This window comes from Streptomyces sp. NPDC047886 (genome assembly GCF_043204435.1).
Taxonomy (GTDB): Bacteria; Actinomycetota; Actinomycetes; order Streptomycetales; family Streptomycetaceae; genus Streptomyces.
In genome coordinates this window covers 739,276-756,481 of record NZ_JBIDCF010000003.1, presented here as the reverse complement: position 1 = coordinate 756,481, position 17,206 = coordinate 739,276, and the positions used below count along the sequence as shown (strand labels likewise).

The 17,206-nt window shown below is 71.7% G+C and carries 12 protein-coding genes and 6 tRNA genes; 7 read left to right on the top strand and 11 right to left on the bottom strand.

Going from position 1 to position 17,206, the window contains the following annotated elements:
- Positions 1 to 52 precede the first annotated feature (52 nt).
- From ACGF5U_RS15005 to ACGF5U_RS14980, 6 genes are all read right to left on the bottom strand, one after another.
- Positions 53 to 1,273: a PP2C family protein-serine/threonine phosphatase gene (locus tag ACGF5U_RS15005; protein WP_392718328.1), complete on the bottom strand. Its 1,221-nt coding sequence runs from the start codon at positions 1,271 to 1,273 to the stop codon at positions 53 to 55.
- 321 nt (positions 1,274 to 1,594) lie between these two features.
- Positions 1,595 to 1,668, bottom strand: a tRNA-Met gene (locus ACGF5U_RS15000).
- Positions 1,669 to 1,857: 189 nt separating this feature from the next.
- Positions 1,858 to 1,933: transfer RNA gene (locus tag ACGF5U_RS14995), tRNA-Lys, on the bottom strand.
- A gap of 83 nt (positions 1,934 to 2,016) precedes the next feature.
- On the bottom strand, positions 2,017 to 4,353 hold the full coding sequence (locus tag ACGF5U_RS14990) for a DEAD/DEAH box helicase (RefSeq protein WP_392718326.1): 2,337 nt from the start codon (positions 4,351 to 4,353) through the stop codon (positions 2,017 to 2,019).
- A 200-nt stretch (positions 4,354 to 4,553) separates the two neighbouring features.
- Positions 4,554 to 5,144: a hypothetical protein gene (locus ACGF5U_RS14985; RefSeq protein ID WP_392718324.1), complete on the bottom strand. Its 591-nt coding sequence runs from the start codon at positions 5,142 to 5,144 to the stop codon at positions 4,554 to 4,556.
- Between the two features lie 107 nt (positions 5,145 to 5,251).
- Positions 5,252 to 5,602, bottom strand: a complete 351-nt coding sequence (locus ACGF5U_RS14980; RefSeq protein WP_392718322.1) for a metallopeptidase family protein — start codon at positions 5,600 to 5,602, stop codon at positions 5,252 to 5,254.
- A 94-nt stretch (positions 5,603 to 5,696) separates the two neighbouring features.
- Between ACGF5U_RS14980 and ACGF5U_RS14975 the strand changes: the two genes are divergently transcribed.
- The 4 genes from ACGF5U_RS14975 to ACGF5U_RS14960 all read left to right on the top strand — a co-directional run bounded on the left by ACGF5U_RS14975 (position 5,697) and on the right by ACGF5U_RS14960 (position 7,752).
- Positions 5,697 to 7,358, top strand: coding sequence for a metallophosphoesterase (locus ACGF5U_RS14975; RefSeq protein ID WP_392718320.1), 1,662 nt, complete (start codon positions 5,697 to 5,699; stop codon positions 7,356 to 7,358).
- Positions 7,359 to 7,465: 107 nt separating this feature from the next.
- A tRNA-Glu gene (locus ACGF5U_RS14970) sits at positions 7,466 to 7,538 on the top strand.
- Positions 7,539 to 7,577: 39 nt separating this feature from the next.
- Positions 7,578 to 7,652 (top strand) — tRNA-Asp (locus ACGF5U_RS14965).
- A gap of 23 nt (positions 7,653 to 7,675) precedes the next feature.
- Positions 7,676 to 7,752 (top strand) — tRNA-Phe (locus tag ACGF5U_RS14960).
- Between the two features lie 169 nt (positions 7,753 to 7,921).
- On the opposite strand, the gene ACGF5U_RS14955 is transcribed toward ACGF5U_RS14960, so the two are convergent.
- The 3 genes from ACGF5U_RS14955 to ACGF5U_RS14945 all read right to left on the bottom strand — a co-directional run bounded on the left by ACGF5U_RS14955 (position 7,922) and on the right by ACGF5U_RS14945 (position 10,233).
- Positions 7,922 to 8,749 (bottom strand): cytochrome c biogenesis CcdA family protein, encoded by an 828-nt coding sequence (locus ACGF5U_RS14955; protein ID WP_392718318.1) that lies wholly within the window; start codon positions 8,747 to 8,749, stop codon positions 7,922 to 7,924.
- Positions 8,746 to 9,609, bottom strand: a complete 864-nt coding sequence (locus ACGF5U_RS14950; RefSeq protein WP_392718316.1) for a DsbA family protein — start codon at positions 9,607 to 9,609, stop codon at positions 8,746 to 8,748. The genes ACGF5U_RS14955 and ACGF5U_RS14950 overlap by 4 nt, the downstream gene beginning before the upstream one ends.
- An 81-nt stretch (positions 9,610 to 9,690) precedes the next feature.
- Complete coding sequence (locus ACGF5U_RS14945) at positions 9,691 to 10,233, bottom strand: hypothetical protein (protein WP_392718314.1); 543 nt, start codon at positions 10,231 to 10,233, stop codon at positions 9,691 to 9,693.
- Positions 10,234 to 10,496: 263 nt separating this feature from the next.
- On the opposite strand from ACGF5U_RS14945, the gene hrpA reads away from it, so the two are divergent.
- The 3 genes from hrpA (at position 10,497) to ACGF5U_RS14930 (ending at position 15,114) form a co-directional block, all read left to right on the top strand.
- The gene (gene hrpA / locus ACGF5U_RS14940; RefSeq protein ID WP_392718312.1) at positions 10,497 to 14,435 is read left to right on the top strand and encodes an ATP-dependent RNA helicase HrpA; all 3,939 of its coding nucleotides are present in this window, start codon (positions 10,497 to 10,499) and stop codon (positions 14,433 to 14,435) included.
- Between the two features lie 92 nt (positions 14,436 to 14,527).
- Positions 14,528 to 14,602 (top strand) — tRNA-Asp (locus tag ACGF5U_RS14935).
- 287 nt (positions 14,603 to 14,889) lie between these two features.
- Positions 14,890 to 15,114, top strand: a complete 225-nt coding sequence (locus ACGF5U_RS14930) for a DUF6274 family protein (RefSeq protein WP_392718310.1) — start codon at positions 14,890 to 14,892, stop codon at positions 15,112 to 15,114.
- Positions 15,115 to 15,513: 399 nt separating this feature from the next.
- Here the strand turns inward: ACGF5U_RS14930 and bldC are convergent, their stop codons facing one another.
- Together bldC and ACGF5U_RS14920 are read right to left on the bottom strand one after the other, a co-directional pair.
- Positions 15,514 to 15,720 (bottom strand): developmental transcriptional regulator BldC, encoded by a 207-nt coding sequence (gene bldC, locus ACGF5U_RS14925; RefSeq protein WP_003949541.1) that lies wholly within the window; start codon positions 15,718 to 15,720, stop codon positions 15,514 to 15,516.
- A 472-nt stretch (positions 15,721 to 16,192) separates the two neighbouring features.
- A complete protein-coding gene (locus ACGF5U_RS14920; RefSeq protein WP_392718308.1) occupies positions 16,193 to 17,101 on the bottom strand; it encodes a hypothetical protein in 909 nt (302 codons plus the stop codon).
- Between the last annotated feature and the right edge of the window lie 105 nt (positions 17,102 to 17,206).

Sequence of the window (17,206 nt, the reverse complement as noted above, 5' to 3'; positions counted from 1 at the left end):
GACCGTGCGTCAAATGTTATGCGGAGGGGTGCCTCTCACTCACAGAGAGTGGTCACTCGGCCCCCGCATGCCGTGGGCCCGGCCGGGTGACCGCCAGCAGGGCCATGTCGTCCGTCGAGCCGCCGCCCGTATGCCGCCGTACGTCCTCCACGAGAGCGTCCAGCAGCGCCTCGGGCTCCGGGAAGACCCGCCCCGCCAGCCGCGCGGCCGGATCATAGAAGGTGCCCCGCGCGTCCCGCGCCTCGGTCAGCCCGTCCGTGTAGAGCAGCAGCGTCGTACCCGGCGGGTACGGCGCCTCGTCCGCCCGGTCCGGCCAGGTCGCCAGCTCCGACATGCCCAGCGGCAGCGCGTGCTCGGCCGGCTCCACCGCACCGACGCCCCCGTCCGCGTACAGCAGCAGCGGCTCGGGGTGGCCCCGGTTCACCACCCGGACCACGCCGTCGCCGTGCGGAATCTCGGCCAGTACGGCGGTGGTGAACCCCTCGAAGACATCGAGCCCGTCGCGTCGCGTGCCTTCCCGGGCCAGCGCCCGCTCCAGCCGCAGGGCCACCGCCTCCAGCGAGCTCTCCTGCTCGGCCGCCTCCCGGAACGCGCCGAGCACCACGGCCACCGCCTCCACGGCGCCCATGCCCTTGCCGCGCACGTCGCCGACCACCAGCCGCACCCCGTGCGGGGTGTCCTGCACCGCGAACAGGTCGCCGCCGATGAACGCGTCCGCCTGCGCCGCCTCGTACCGCGCTGCCACCCGCAGTCCCCCGATCCGCTCGGCGGGCGTCGGCAGCACCGCCCGCTGCGCCGTCTCGGCGATCTCGCGGGCCGACGCGAGCCGCTCGCTGCCCCGGCGTACGACCCGGTTGATGAGCACCGCGAGGGCCGCGACCGTGATCACGGTGAGGATCTCGGTGACGGCGGGCCCCCGCTCCAGCGGGCTGTAGAGCTGATGCGGGCCCACGATGGCCAGGACGGCGAAGAGACCGGTGACGAGCGTCCGCACCTGGTCGAACAGCGAGGCGGCGATCAGCGGGGCGGCGACGAAGAACGGCACGGCCGTGAAGGGCGGCGGGGTGGCCCAGTCGTAGACCACACCGCAGACGATCAGCAGGGCGGGCAGCACACGGACGAGCCTCCGCGTCCAGGCACCACCTCCACCGCCCCCGGCCCCCGAACCGGCACCACCGTCGCCGTGGCCGCCGCTGCCGTGGTCGTGGCCGTGGCCGTGGCCGTGGCCGCCGCTGCCGCCGTCCTGGCCGCCGGACCCTGCTCGCTGCGCCACTCGTGCTCCCCTGCCGTCCCTACGGCTGCGGACGGTAACCGCGCCGCATCCGGCCGGACCTTAGCCGCGCCGCACAGCCGCCGACCATCCGCCGAGCGGCCGACCGGAAAGCCAGAGCGGCCGACCGGAAAGCCAGGGGGAAGCCAGAGAGAAGCCTGGGGGCGAGACCTCGAGGAAGCCAGGGAGAAGCCAGGGGGCGAGACCTCGAGGAAGCCAGGGAGAAGCCAGGGGAAGCTACGGGCAGGCCACGGGGAAGACCACGGGAGAACCCGGGAATACGACGAAGGCCCGGTGCGCAATGCACCGGGCCTTCGTCTTCAGTAGCGGGGACAGGATTTGAACCTGCGACCTCTGGGTTATGAGCCCAGCGAGCTACCGAGCTGCTCCACCCCGCGTCGGTGAACACCACCTTACGCCATCCGGAGCACGACCGTTCACCATTTACCGCCGGGGCCGATGTGGCATGGATCTCCCCACGGCACCACACCGCCCGGCACGGCCCCGGACGCACGAGTGCCCCGGCCGCTGAAAAGCAGCCGGGGCACGAACCCCCTGGTCGACAACCGCCTCTCGGCGTTTCGACCTGGTAGGCCCTGTGGGACTCGAACCCACAACCAACGGATTAAAAGTCCGCTGCTCTGCCAATTGAGCTAAGGGCCCTCGACGGGTCATCCCCGAGCATAGCCCGCCGAAGCCCGTGAGCCGATCGGGTATCGGCTCACGGGTCCGGGTGTTACTGGGTGTCAGCCGTTGCGCTTCCAGCGCGGCTTGTCGTCACGGCGCCCGAAGGAACCGGTGGTCGAACCACGGTGGTCGTCACGGCGGCCGTACGGGCGGTCGTGGCCGGCCGAGCGGAAGCCGCCGCCCGACGGACGCTCGTCACGGCGGTCGCGGTTGAACGGACGGTCGTTGTCCCGGCGGAAGCCACCGCCCGACGGACGCTCGTCACGACGGTCGCGGTTGAACGGACGGTCGTTGTCGCGACGGAAGCCACCACGGTCACCGCCACGGTCGTCACGGCGGTCGTTGTCCCGGCGGAAGCCGCCACCCGACGGACGCTCGTCACGACGGTCGCGGTTGAACGGACGGTCGTTGTCGCGACGGAAGCCACCACGGTCACCGCCACGGTCACCGCCGCGGTCGTCACGGCGGTCGTTGTCCCGGCGGAAGCCGCCACCCGACGGACGCTCGTCACGACGGTCGCGGTTGAACGGACGGTCGTTGTCCCGGCGGAAGCCGCCGCCCGACGGACGCTCGTCACGACGGTCACCGCCACGGTCGTCACGGCGGTCGTTGTCCCGGCGGAAGCCGCCACCCGACGGACGCTCGTCACGACGGTCGAAGCCACGGTCGCCGTCACGGCGGTCCCGGCGGTCGAAGTTGCCCCGGTCGTCACGCCGCTCGCGGCGCTCGTACGACGACCGCTCCTCGCGCACCGGCTGCGCGGGCTGCTGCTGCTCCGCGACGGCCGCCTCGACCTCGGCCTCGGCGGCCTGCGTCACCTCGGCGACGGCCGCCTCCGGGTCGTCGCCCCGCTCGCGCGCGGCGCGGGCGACCAGGCGGTCGGCCTCCTCGCGGAGTTCGACGGCGCGGCGCTGCAGCCGCTCCAGCTGCTTGGTCAGGTCGGCGACCTCGCGCTCGGCCTGCTTGGCGGCGTTGTTCGCGGAGTCGGCCTGGACCTCGGTCAGGGACCGGGCGCCGGTGATCTCGGCGACCTCCGGGTCGAACGCCCCGGCACCGCCGACGATGTGGCGCGAGGCGTCGACGCCCGCGTCCTCCATGAGGCGGAAGATCTGCCGGCGCTGGTGCGGCAGCGCGAGCGAGACGACCGTGCCGGACTTGCCGGCACGGGCGGTACGGCCCGAGCGGTGCAGGTAGTCCTTGTGGTCACCGGCCGGGTCCACGTTCAGGACCAGGTCGATGCCGTCGACGTGGATGCCGCGCGCGGCGACGTCGGTGGCGACGAGCACGTTCACGTACCCGTCCTTGAAGTCGGCCAGGGTCCGCGTACGGGCGCCCTGCGTCATGCCGCCGTGCAGCGCGTCCGCCTTCACGCCCGCGTCCCGCAGCTGCTCGGCGACACGGTCGGCGCCGAGCTGGGTGCGGACGAAGATGATGGTGCGGCCCTTGCGGGCGGCGATCGCGGCCGTGACCGGCGCCTTGTCCTTGGGCTTCACGACCAGGACGTGGTGGGTCATCGTCGTGACGTTGCCCTGGGCGCTGTCGACCTCGTGGTTGACCGGGTCCTTCAGGTAGCGCTTGACGAGGGTCGCGATCTCGTTCTCCATGGTCGCGGAGAAGAGCATGCGCTGGCCGCCGGCCGGGACCTGGTCCAGCAGCTCGGTGACCTCGGGCAGGAAGCCCAGGTCGGCCATCTGGTCGGCCTCGTCCAGGATCGCGACCTGGACCTGCTCCAGGGAGCAGGCGCCGCGGTTGATGACGTCGCGCAGCCGGCCCGGGGTGGCGACGAGGATGTCGACGCCGCGCTCCAGGGCGTAGATCTGGTTGCCCATCGACGTACCGCCGCAGACGACCTTCATCTTGAGGCCGAGGACGTCGCCGTACGGCTGCAGGGCGTCCGCGACCTGCATCGCGAGCTCACGGGTCGGCGTGAGGATGACGCCGCGGGGCTTCTTCTTGTCGGTGTGGCCGCCGGCCAGCAGGCTCAGCAGCGGCAGGCCGAAGGAGAGGGTCTTGCCGGAGCCGGTACGGCCACGGCCGAGGATGTCCTTGCCTTCCAGGGCGTCCGGGATGGTCGCGGCCTGGATCGGGAACGGGGTGGTGACACCGTTCTGCGCGAGCTTGCGGACGACGCCGTCGGGCAGGCCCAGATCGGCGAAGGTCACGGTCGGCTCACCGGCCTCGTCGGCCTCGTGGCTGTCGGCGTCGTCGGCGTCGTCGTGCGCGTCCTCGACGGCATCGGTGGTCTCGACGGCATCGGCGGCATCGGTGGTGTCTTCGGCCTCGACGACGGTGACCGCCTCGACGGCTTCCTCTACGGCCTCGACCAGCGCCTCGTCGGCGACGACGATCTCGTCGTTCTCGGACACGACGGCGTGGTCAGAACTGAAAATGGACATGCGAAATGCGAAACCTTCCGGAGTCTCGGCACGCGCCCGTCAACTCCGTGTTTCGTCAAACGACCGCCTCGATGCGGTCAGCCACGGCAAGGGAGAGTACGCGCCACACGCGGCGCTCTTCGGTCGTGGCGCCGGGCAAATGGGATCAAACGATCTACCACCATACGCACCCTCCCCCACTTAGCGCAAACTCGGTGACGTCAGGCGGGCGCCACCTGCGGTGATGCCGCCGGCTCCGACCGCCTCCCGCCCCGCTCGGACGCGCCGAGGGCCTGCGTCCGGGTGTCCGCGGCGGGCGAAGCGGACGGCGACGAGTCCGACGCGCTCGGGGTCGGGTCAGGGGGCGGCGTCGGGCTCGGCGACGGATCTGTCGGCGGGGTGCTCGGGTCGTCGGACGAGGGCGCCGCGCTCGGTGACGTACCCCCGCCTTCGCCTCCGCCCGCCGGGGGCCCGTGCGGCGGCGAGGGCCGCGCCCCGGGCGTGCCGCCGCCGGGGGGCGCGGACGTCGACGCGGACGCGGAGGCGCTGGGCTCGGCCGACGCGCCGTCCTCGTCCTCACCCTCCGCCTTGCCGTCCGCGTCGTGTCCGGTACGGGGCTCATGGCGGATGCCCGGTGCGGCGGCGTCTCTGCCCACCTCGGCCGCCGCCGCGCCGGACGGGTCCACGGACTCGGCGGGCAGCGGCCGGGTCGCGTCGTCGCCGACGCTCATGCAGCCGCTGACGGAGCCTGCGGAGACCGCGACCGCCAGTGCGGTGACGGCCCATCGGACGGGGGCGGGCAACTGGCGCACAGGGGGCACCTCCACAGGGGGTGGAACGGGTTTTCCTGCCCAACTCCCCAGCCCCCACAAGAGACACGCCCGACAGCGCCCCGGACGCCGCGCGCCGCGACACCCGGTCAGCCGTAGCCGAGTTCGTGCAGCCGCGCGTCCTCGATGCCGAAGTGGTGGGCGATCTCGTGCACCACCGTGATCTCGGTCTCCGCGACGACGTCCTCGCGCGAGTCGCACATCCGCAGCGTCGGCCCCCGGTAGATGGTGATCCGGTCAGGCAGCACGCCCGCGTACCACTCACCGCGGTCGGTCAGCGGAGTGCCCTCGTACAGGCCGAGCAGGTCGGGGTCGTCCGCGGCCGGCTCGTCCTCCACGAACACCGCGACGTTGTCCATCAGCCGAGTCAGTTCCGGCGGAATACGGTCCAGGGCCTCGGCGACCAGTTCCTCGAACTCCTCGCGCGTCATCTCCAGCACGTGGCCATTGTCACGGATGCCACCCCGGCGATCCACGGGCCGCACGGGCGGCCGGTCGGGCATACCGCGCCGCACACCGGGGCATACGGCACCAATGGCCCGAGTCGTTCACGCCGTGTACGCCCCCGTACGCCGCCTGCTGCGCCGCAGCCGCACGCGCACCCGCACCCGCCCCCGCACCCCGGCCACCGTCACCACGCTCACCGAACGCACCCCGCACCCCTACGCCCGCGCGCTCGGACTGGTGGCCGTGGTCCTGGTCGGCGCCTGGCTCGGGCTGCTGGTCGTGGGCAGCGTGCGTACCCCCGTCGGGCCCATGGACACGAGCATGACCCTGCGCCCCTCGCTCACCGGCGGCACGAAGATCAACGTGTCGCCGCTGGGCGCCCTCGAGCTCGACTCGCACACCGCGCCCATCCGCCTCGACGTGGACGTGGACCAGCTCGACCCGGTCCGCGCGCAGGCCCTGGTCGACCGCCCCGAGCGCCTCTCGGGCCTCCAGGAGGAGATCACCCGGGACGTCGCGAACGGCACCCGCGAGCTGGCCGTACGTTCCTGTGTCGCCGTCCTGTCCGGCGCCACCGCCCTCGGGCTCGCCGTCTACCGCCGGCCGCGCCACGCGCTCGCCGCAGGCGGTCTCGCGCTGGCCCTGCTAACGGCGTCGGGGACCGCCGCGTTCGCCACCTGGAACCCGAAGTCCGTCCTGGAGCCGAAGTTCTCCGGGCTGCTGACCAGCGCGCCGTCCGTGGTGGGAAACGCCCGGTCGATCGTCACCGAATTCGATGTGTACCAGAAGGAACTGGCGCGTCTCGTCACCAATGTGACCAAGCTGTACGAAGCGACGTCCAGCCTGCCGACGTACCAGCCGGACCCCAGCACCATGCGGGTGCTGCACGTCTCCGACATCCACCTCAACCCGGCCGCGTGGCACATCATCGGCTCCCTCGTGAAGCAGTACCGGATCGACGTGATCATCGACTCGGGCGACACGATGGACCACGGCAGCGCCGCCGAGAACGGCTTCCTGGACCCGGCGTCGAACCTGGGCGCGCCGTACGTGTGGGTGCGCGGCAACCACGACTCGCGGACCACCCAGCGGTACCTGGAGGGCCTGAAGAACGTGCACGTCCTGGACGGGGGGCGGTCCGTCACGGTCGCGGGCCTCAGGGTCGCCGGGATCGGGGACCCCCAGTTCACCCCGGACCGCTCCGTCGTGGCCGCCGGAGACGACGCGGAGCGCGAGGCGGGCCGGAGCCTCGCGTACGCGCTGCGGACGCAGGCGCGGGCGGGGACGCCCGTGGACATCGCGGTGGCCCACAACCCGGTGGCCGCCCGCGAGACCGACGGCGCCGTCCCCCTCGTCCTCGCGGGCCACGTCCACCGACGGGTGAACGAGACCCTGCCGAACGGCACCCGGCTGAAGATCGAGGGCTCCACGGGCGGCGGCGGGCTGCGCGCCGTCCAGAACGATCAGCCGGAGAAGGTCCACGCGTCCGTCCTGTACCTCGACCGCGACACCCGGATGCTCCAGGCCTGGGACGAGATCACCCTCGGCGGTCTCGGCCTCACCACGGCCGAGGTCGCCCGCCGCGTCCCGGACGAGAACCTGCCGGGCGCACCGACGCCCACCCCCTCCACACCGACCCCGACCCCCGCTCCCTCCACACCGACGCCCACCCCCACCACACCGGAGCCCACCCCACCCGCCGCGACCCCGACCCCGCCCACACCGACGCCCGCGCCACGCCGCCCGTGAACCGCCCGCGTGAACCGCTCTCGTAAACCGTTTTGGCGAACCGTCCCCGCATCCCATATGCTTCTCACGTCCCCGACGCGCTGATGAAGCGCCCAGGTGGGCCCTTAGCCCTCATCGTCTAGTGGCCCAGGACGCCGCCCTTTCAAGGCGGTAGCACGGGTTCGAATCCCGTTGGGGGCACGCATCACCCTGTGCGAGACTAGTGCTCGCACGATGTTTGGTCCTGTGGAGCAGTTTGGAGTGCTCGCCACCCTGTCAAGGTGGAGGCCGCGGGTTCAAATCCCGTCAGGACCGCTGCGGCTCGAAAGAGTCCGCGTGGCTGGGTAGCTCAGTTGGTACGAGCGTCCGCCTGAAAAGCGGAAGGTCGCCGGTTCGACCCCGGCCCCAGCCACCAGCCGAAAGGCCCCGTCTCCGGACGGGGCCTTTCGTCGTTTGCGCCGACCGGTACGCCAGGGGCGAGAGCCGGGGCCCGTCCTCCAGGGGGCGGGGTCCGGCTCTCGCTCAGGCGGTCGTCCGCGTGCTCCGCGGTCGTACGGGCGGGGCCTACGCGGTCCCGCCGACTGTCATGCGCGTTCGCGGCGGCGCCAGCCCCGGACGCCCAGGACCACCGCGACGACGGCCGCCACGGCCATCAGCAGCGCCCAGTCCGGGATCGCCCGGCCCAGGTCTGACACCCACTCCTCCACCGCGAACGAGTCGTCCACCGACAGCGGGCCCGACAGGGCCGTCGTTCCGTCGAAGGCCAGGAACAGGGTGCCCAGCACGAGGAAGAACAGGCCCGAGAGCAGCGACGTCGAGTGCGGCTTCAGCGGGCCGAACCGCAGCGGGCGGCCGCGCAGCCAGCCGCGCCGCCCCAGCTCGAACCGGTCCCACAGCAGGGCCAGCAGGAACAGCGGCACGGCCATGCCCAGGGCGTACACCGCCAGCAGCAGCCCCCCGTAGGCCGGGCTGCCGCTGAGCGCCGCCACGGTCAGCACGCTGCCGAGGATGGGGCCGGCGCAGAACCCGGCGAGTCCGTAGACCAGGCCGAGGGCGTACACGGACACGGCGCTCGTCGGGCGGATCCGGCCGCTCGCCTCGGTCATCCTGCGGGAGGCGAAGCCGAGGCCCAGGATCTGCGCCACGCCCAGCGCGATGATCAGCCAGCCGCCGACGGCGACCAGCAGGTCCCGGTTCCCGTAGAACAGACGCCCCGCGAGGGAACCCGCCGCGCCGAGCGGGACGAGTGTCGTGGCGAGCCCGGCGTAGAAGATCCCGGTACGGGCGACGAGCCGCGCCGGGCTGTCGATCGAGTACGCGAAGAACGCCGGCAGCAGCAGCGCGCTGCACGGGCTCAGCAGGGCGAGCAGCCCGCCGAGGAGCGCGGCGAAGTAGCCGATGCCCGACGTCACCGGGCCGCTCCCGACGCGCCCGCGTCCGACGGGGCGGTGGCGGGCCGCTCCGGGCCCGCCTTCGTGCCGCCGGCCGTGGCGCCCGCCGTACCGGCCGTGGCGGCACGCTTCGCCGCTTCGATCGCGGACGTGAACGCCTCCGCCGGCTGCGCGCCCGCGATGGGGCGCCCGTTGATGAGGAACGAGGGGGTGGACGTCGCGCCCAGCGCGTACCCCTCCTCCTGGTCCTTCCCGACGGCCTGCCGGGCCGCCGCGCTGTCCAGGTCGCGCGTGAACCGGTCGATGTCGGGGACGCCCGCCTCCCGCGCCAGCGCGGCCAGCCGGTCCCCGCCGAACCCCTTCTCCTTCGCGCCCTCGGCGTACGCGGCCCGGTGGAACTCCCAGAAGCGGCCCTGCCGGCCGGCCGCCCACGACGCGCGGGCGGCGCTCTCGGACTCCTCGCCGAAGATCGGGAAGTTGCGCCACTCGATGCGCAGGGTGCCGTCCGCGACGTACTTCCTCACGAGGTCCGGCTCGGTGTCACGGGCGAACTTGCCGCAGTAGCCGCACGCGAAGTCGGCGTACTCGATCAGGACGACGGGGGCGTCGGCACGGCCCAGGGCGAGCGGGTCCCGGGCGTCGCGCCGGGCGTACTTCTCCAGCTCCGGGTAGACCCCGGCCGACGGCTCCGCCGATGACTCGGCGACGGACGTGCCCGAGCCGCCCGGCTCGGCGGCGGGCTTGGTCGCCGTGTACGAGACGACGCCGAGCAGCGCGGCGGCGGCCACGACACCGGCGCCGATGACATACGCCCTGGCCGAGGACGTGGGACCGGACGCGGTGCGGGGCTTCGGGCTGGGCTTCGACGGGGTTCTGGGCATGGGAACTCCTGCGCGTGAGGAAGAGGGGAGGTTTCGGAGGCGACCGTCGGCGCCCCGGGCGTACGGGGGCGCACCGGTCGGCTACACGCGCAGGATCGACAGGTCCATCGGGGAGGGCGGTACGAGCCGGGGTGGCGCCCGCTCCGGCCGGACGGTCCGGATCGCGTCGTACGTGCCGCACGCGCCCGTCACCGCCCGTGCGTCGGACAGCGCGGGCAGCAGCTCGCCGGGCGAGCCGCCGCGCGGGGGCGTCGCGGGGCGCAGCCCCCCGTCCTCGGACGGGGAGTCGTCACCGCATCCCGGCGGCCGCGTACCGCCTGTACCGCCCGTCCCGCCGGAGACGGTCTCCGTCGAGGACGCGGCCTCCGTCACGGACGCGGCCTCCGTCACGGACGCGGCCTCCGTCACGGACGCGATGTCCGTCACGGACGCGATGTCCGTCACCGGGCCGTGAACCACCGGGGTGCCTCCCCTGGCCTCCGCGCTCGTACCGGCAGCGGAGTACGGGACGCCCGGGGCGCCCGCGCCGCCGCACAGCAGCAGTCCCGCCAGCGCCAGCAGCGTGCCCACCGCGACCAGGGCGGTCGCCGCGGTGCGGCTCCACCGGGCGGGGGCGCGGGACATGGGGCGGGCCTTTCGGGGGTCACGGTCACGGGCGGGGCTGCGGCCCACCGGGCCGGTTGCCCACCGGGCCGGTTGCCCACCGGGCCGGTTGCCCACCGGGCCGGTTGCCCACCGAGCCCGCAGCCCAGCGGGGCGGCGGCCCACCGGAGCGGCACGGCGTCAGGGCGGCACGGCGTCGGCGCACGGCGCGTCGGCCCGCCCGAAATGGTACGGGGAAATGGGTTCGCCACTCCGGAGCCACGGGTGAGATCCTGGGTCACGGTATGTCTACTTCCTTCGCCGACCTCCAGACGCTGCTCGCCGAGGTCTCGCTGCGCGACTCCCACCGCCTCGGCCGCCGTCTCGAAGGCGCCCGCCGCATCCGCAAGCCCGAGGCCAGGCAGGCCGTGCTGGACGAGATCGCCGCCGAGGCGGCGAAGGCGGCCGACCGCACGGCGCTGCGCGCGGCCCGGGTGCCCGAGATCACGTACCCCGAGCAGCTGCCGGTCAGCCAGAAGAAGGGCGACATCCTGGAGGCGATACGCGACCACCAGGTCGTGATCGTCGCCGGTGAGACGGGCTCCGGCAAGACGACGCAGATCCCGAAGATCTGCCTGGAGCTCGGGCGCGGTGTCCGCGGCATGATCGGGCACACCCAGCCCCGCCGGATCGCGGCCCGGACGGTCGCCGAGCGCGTCGCGGAGGAGCTGCGGACCCCGCTCGGCGAGGCGGTCGGCTGGAAGGTCCGCTTCACCGACCAGGTGAACCCGGACGCCACCTTCGTGAAGCTGATGACGGACGGCATCCTGCTCGCCGAGATCCAGACGGACCGCGAGCTCCGCGCGTACGACACGATCATCATCGACGAGGCCCACGAGCGGTCCCTCAACATCGACTTCCTGCTCGGCTATCTGGCCCAGCTGCTGCCCAAGCGCCCCGATCTCAAGGTCGTGATCACCTCCGCGACCATCGACCCCGAGCGGTTCTCGCGCCACTTCGCAGACGCGCCGATCGTGGAGGTCTCGGGCCGCACGTACCCGGTCGAGGTGCGCTACCGGCCGCTCCTGGAGGAGGACTCGGAGGAGTCCGACCGCGACCAGATCACCGCGATCTGCGACGCCGTGGACGAGCTCCAGGCGGAGGGCCCCGGCGACATCCTGGTCTTCCTCTCCGGTGAGCGGGAGATCCGCGACACGGCGGACGCGCTCATCAAGAAGAAGCTCCGCGCCACCGAGGTGCTCCCCCTCTACGCCCGGCTGTCGCACGCCGAGCAGCACCGGGTCTTCCAGGCGCACGCGGGCCGCCGGATCGTGCTCGCCACGAACGTCGCCGAGACGTCCCTCACCGTGCCCGGCATCAAGTACGTGATCGACCCGGGCACCGCCCGGATCTCCCGCTACAGCCACCGTACGAAGGTGCAGCGGCTGCCGATCGAGCGGATCAGCCAGGCCAGCGCCAACCAGCGCAAGGGCCGCTGCGGCCGTACCAGCGACGGCATCTGCGTCCGGCTCTACTCCGAGGACGACTTCCTCTCGCGCCCGGAGTTCACGGACGCCGAGATCCTCCGTACGAACCTGGCGTCGGTCATCCTCCAGATGACGGCGGCGGGCCTCGGCGACATCGAGAAGTTCCCGTTCATCGACGCGCCGGACCACCGCAACATCCGCGACGGCGTGCAGCTGCTCCAGGAGCTGGGGGCCCTCGATCCGGCGCAGAAGGACCCGAAGAAGCGGCTCACCGAGCAGGGCCGCAAGCTCGCCCAGCTGCCGGTCGACCCGCGGCTGGCCAGGATGGTCCTGGAGGCCGACAAGAACGGCTGCGTACGCGAGGTCATGGTCATCGCGGCGGCCCTGTCGATCCAGGACCCGCGCGAGCGGCCCGCCGAGAAGCAGGCGCAGGCCGACCAGCAGCACGCCAGGTTCAAGGACGAGACCTCCGACTTCCTCGCCTTCCTCAACCTGTGGCGGTACATCCGCGAGCAGCAGAAGGCCCTCTCCTCGTCGGCCTTCCGCCGGATGTGCAAATCCGAGTACCTCAACTATCTGCGCATTCGCGAATGGCAGGACATCTACACGCAGCTGCGCACGGTCGCCAAGCAGATGGGCATACATCTCAACGAGGACGACGCGGCCGACCAGCAGATCCATGTGTCGCTGCTCGCCGGGCTCCTCTCCCACATCGGGATGAAGGACGTCAAGGAGGGCGCGAAGAACGAGTACCTGGGCGCGCGCAGCGCCAAGTTCGCGATCTTCCCCGGTTCCGCGCTGTTCAAGAAGCCCCCGCGGTTCGTGATGTCCGCCGAGCTGGTCGAGACGTCCCGGCTGTGGGCGCGGGTCAACGCGAAGGTCGAACCCGAGTGGATCGAGCCGCTCGCCCAGCACCTGCTGAAGCGCACGTACTCGGAGCCGCACTGGGAGAAGGACCAGGCGGCCGTCATGGCGTACGAGAAGGTGACGCTGTACGGCGTGCCGATCGTCGCCCAGCGCAAGGTGAACTACGGCCGGATCGACCCCGAGGTGTCGCGGGAGCTCTTCATCCGCAACGCGCTCGTCGAGGGCGACTGGCGCACGCACCACAAGTTCTTCGCCGACAACCGCAAACTCCTCACCGAGGTCGAGGAGTTGGAGCACCGCGCCCGCCGCCGCGACATCCTCGTGGACGACGAGACGCTGTTCGACTTCTACGACCGGCGCATCCCCGAGCACGTGGTCTCCGGGGCGCACTTCGACTCCTGGTGGAAGCACAAGCGCCGGGACGAGCCCGAACTGCTCGACTTCGAGCGCGAGATGCTCATCAACGAGAAGGCGGGGGCGGTCACCAAGGCCGACTACCCGGACTCGTGGCGCCAGGGCCCGCTGAAGTTCCGGGTCACGTACCAGTTCGAGCCGGGCGCCGACGCGGACGGTGTCACCGTCCACATCCCGCTCCACGTGCTGAACCAGGTCACCGACGAGGGCTTCGACTGGCAGATCCCCGGCCTGCGCGAGGAGGTCGTCACGGAGCTGATCCGCTCCCTCCCGAAGCCGGTCAGGCGCCATTACGTGCCCGCGCCGAACTACGCGAAGGCGTTCCTGGAGCGTGCCGTCCCGGGGCAGGAGCCCCTGACGGCGACCCTGGCGCGGGAGTTCCAGCGGATGGTGGGCGTGCCGGTGTCGGCCGACGACTTCGACCTCACGCGCCTCCCCGACCATCTGAAGATCACGTTCCGGATCGTCGACGAGCGGCGCCGCAAGCTGGCCGAGGACAAGGATCTGGAGGCGCTGAAGCTCCGGCTGCGCCCCAAGGCCCGCCAGGCGCTCTCCAAGGCCGCCGCTGCCGCCACCGCCGGCCCGTCGGGATCGGGGCAGTCGCTGGAGCGCACGGGGCTGACGGACTGGACGATCGGCACGCTCACCCGCGTCTTCGAGACGCGCCGCGCGGGGCAGCCGGTGAAGGCGTACCCGGCGCTGGTCGACCAGGGCGAGACCGTCGCCGTACGGCTCTTCGACACCGAGGCCGAGCAGGCGCAGGCCATGTGGCCGGGCATCCGGAAACTGATCATGCTCAACATCCCGGTGAACCCGGCGAAGTTCGCCTCCGACAAGCTGACGAACCAGCAGAAGCTGGCGCTGTCCCGCAATCCGCACGGCTCCGTGCAGGCGCTCTTCGACGACTGCGCGACCGCCGCGGCCGACCGGCTGATCGCCGACCACGGCGGCCCGGTCTGGGACGAGGAGTCCTTCCGGAAGCTGTACGACAACGTCCGCGCCGACCTGGTCGACCTCACCGTGCGGACGGTCGGTCAGGTGCAGCAGATCCTGGCCGCCTGGCAGGCCTGTGAGCGCCGCCTGAAGGCCACGAACAGCCTGACCCTGGTCGGCAACGTCCAGGACGTGCGGGAGCAGCTGGCGGCCCTCATGCCGGCGGGCTTCGTGACGAAGACGGGCCTGCGCCGGCTGCCGGACCTGATGCGGTATCTGGTGGCGGTGGACCGCAGGCTCCAGCAGATGCCGACGTCCGTGCAGCGGGACACCACGCGCATGGAGAAGGTCCACGAGATGCAGGACGAGTACGCCTGGCTGCTGGAGCAGCTCCCGAAGGGGCGGCCGGTACCGCAGGAGGTCCGGGACATCCGCTGGATGATCGAGGAGCTGCGCGTCAGCTACTTCGCGCACGCGCTGGGCACGGCGTACCCGGTCTCGGACAAGCGGATCGTGAAGGCGATCGACGCGGCCGCCCCGTGACGGGCCCGTAGCCTTGAGTGAGTTCGACCTGACCGTCTGACCTGCTGTACAGTCTCTCTCGCAGCCAAACAGCAAGTCCGGCTGCGAAACCTGGTCCTGTGGAGCAGTTTGGAGTGCTCGCCACCCTGTCAAGGTGGAGGCCGCGGGTTCAAATCCCGTCAGGACCGCAGTGGATACGAAGCGGCCCGCACCGGAAAACGGCGCGGGCCGCTTCGTCGTTTGCGTCGCCGCAGGCACCCCACCGGAGGCCGCGCACGCGGCGAAGCCGCACAGGCCGCGCCCACGGGACACGCACCGCCACAGGCACCGCCACGGGCAGGGGCGACCGCGCCGGGGCCGGCGGGTCGCGCGGTACACCGTCGGGTGGTGGCGGAGCCGGGTGTCTTGACTGGGTCATCTGCCGCCGGTACCCAATGAGCAGGGCATCGGGGGCCCTTCACTGGAGGTGACGCGCATGGCGGCATCCACCGTCCGGCACGAGACCCACGCTCTGCTGCGCGCCCATCTGGCGGCCGCGTCCGGCTACCGGCACGTCACTCACCACTGCGCTGTCTGCCACCGGCTCCTGCGGCTCGCCATGGAGCTGCCCTCACCGCTCGACGAGTCGGACGACCTCGACGTCCCGGAGGCCACCGAGCGGGTCGCCGACACCCGGGACCATCGGCCCACCAACCCCTGACCAATGGCACGTTGGTCCCGTCACGGAAGGGGCCACACTGACCTTGGCAAGAGGCGGACGGTGTGACGGGAGTCACGGAACCTGTTTGAAAAACCCCTCAACTTACACCCTCCCTACAACCGACCAATTTAATACGTGCAATTGCACCGCCCCGTCATCCGCTCCCGAACAACCGCTCCACACCCCCCGCGAAGGCACCTATCGCCCGCTATCGCCCGCCGGGGCAGGTCCGGTCGGCGGCGACCGGACCGGTCCCAGGGCACAAAAAAAGATCGCACCGGACCCGGCGGAGTCCGGCGCGACCGAGAATGAAGCCCGTTGGGGCGGGCGTCATCGGTGGAGCCAAGGGTGGGCGAACCAGGTTGGGGGACCCGGAAAAGCCCGGTTCATCAGGGTTGTTCAGGCCTCGCTGCGCTGCTGGGGAATACCCGCCAGCAGAGCACGGACCTCTGCCTCGCGGTAGCGGCGGTGTCCACCCAGCGTGCGAATGGACGTGAGCTTGCCTGCTTTGGCCCAACGGGTCACCGTCTTCGGGTCCACGCGGAACATCGTGGCAACCTCAGCGGGGGTCAGCAGCGGCTCGGCATCAGGGGTGCGAGCGGTCATGAGCGGCCTCCTCGGGAGAACCGAACCTTCTCGGTTCTTTCCTCTAAATTCTGCACCTTGACCCGCGTTGCCCGAAATGGCGGACGCGAGCCGAGTCGGTTATAGGACGAACGGCTTGTCCTCGGCACTACAACTACACCATCTGTCCAGCCACCTTCGGCCAAACCGATGGAATTGCCCTCTCAGGTGTTCATCAGCGGCGGAAGCCGATGGACCATGCCATAGCGGACAGTCACGTCACAGTAACGATCAGTCACAGAGCGATCAGGAGCCACCAGACCCCCCATAGCGTGCAATGCTGAGCCTTCCACCCATAGTTGGACGGATGGAGCCCTCCCCGGACTCCTTGTCCTATTTTGGCATGAGGTTGGGCGATGGGCGCAAGAGCCCCGTTAGTGCGATCCATCACGCTTGGGCCCAAAGGCCCGTATCGGGACCTACGACCTGTGGCCCCAGCGACCCCACGCGCACCTCAGTTGGCGAACTGCAGATTCCGCACCGCACGCCACCGCTCCACCAACCGCTCGTACGCCGCCGCCGCGCCCTCGCCGTCACCGGCCCTCAGCGCCGCGATGCCCTCCGCCACGTCCGCGGCCGACCGGTCATCGGCAAGGTCCTTGGCGGGCAGGGCGTGCACGAGGCCGCCGTAGTCCAGCTCGACCAGCGACCGCGGATGGAACTCCTCCAGCCACCGCCCCACATCCACCAGGCCCTCGACCAGCGGCCCCTGGTCCACCGACTCGCGCAGCACCTTCAGCGCCCGCGCCACCCGGCGCCTGGCCTGCACCATCGGCGTCCGGTAGCGCAGGACCGCCGGCCGGCCGCCAGGCCCCGACCCGGCCCGCGACCCGGGCTCCGACTCGGACTCTGGCGCCGGCGCCGGCACCGGCTCCTCGTACTCGCGCTCGTCGTCGGCGAAGAGCACGAACCACCGGACCGGCACCTGCCACACCGCGGTCCTGATCCACGGCCGCGCGTCCGGGTTCGCCTCACGCCACCGCTCGTGGTCCGCCGCCGCCTGCTCCCGCACCACCGGCGGCAGCACCAGGTCCAGCACGTTCGGCGGCAGCAGCTCGGGCAGTTCCTCCAGGGCCAGCCAGCCCCGCAGCCGGGTGCGCCACGGGCAGACGCAGACCACCCCGTCCACCTCCGTCACGAACGCGTCGCCACTCTCGTGCACCGGCACGGGCACCGGGGGCGTGGGCACCAGATCGGCGAGCGCGCGGCGCAGCTCGTCCTGCGCCGTCGGCGCCCCGCGCTGCGCCGCGAGCCGCGCGTAGCGGGTCCAGTGGCCGCGCTCGGGCTCGGGAAAGGCCGCCAGCGGCTCGTACACCCGCAGGTAGGAGGCGTACGGCACGAGGACGGAGGAGACCGCAGGCATGCCGGAATCCTTCCACGCCCGTACTCCGCCAGGGGGTGATCCTGAGCACTGCGTCGGATCTACGCCCAGGTAGGACTTACTCTCTTGCCGAACAAGGTCCCTCCC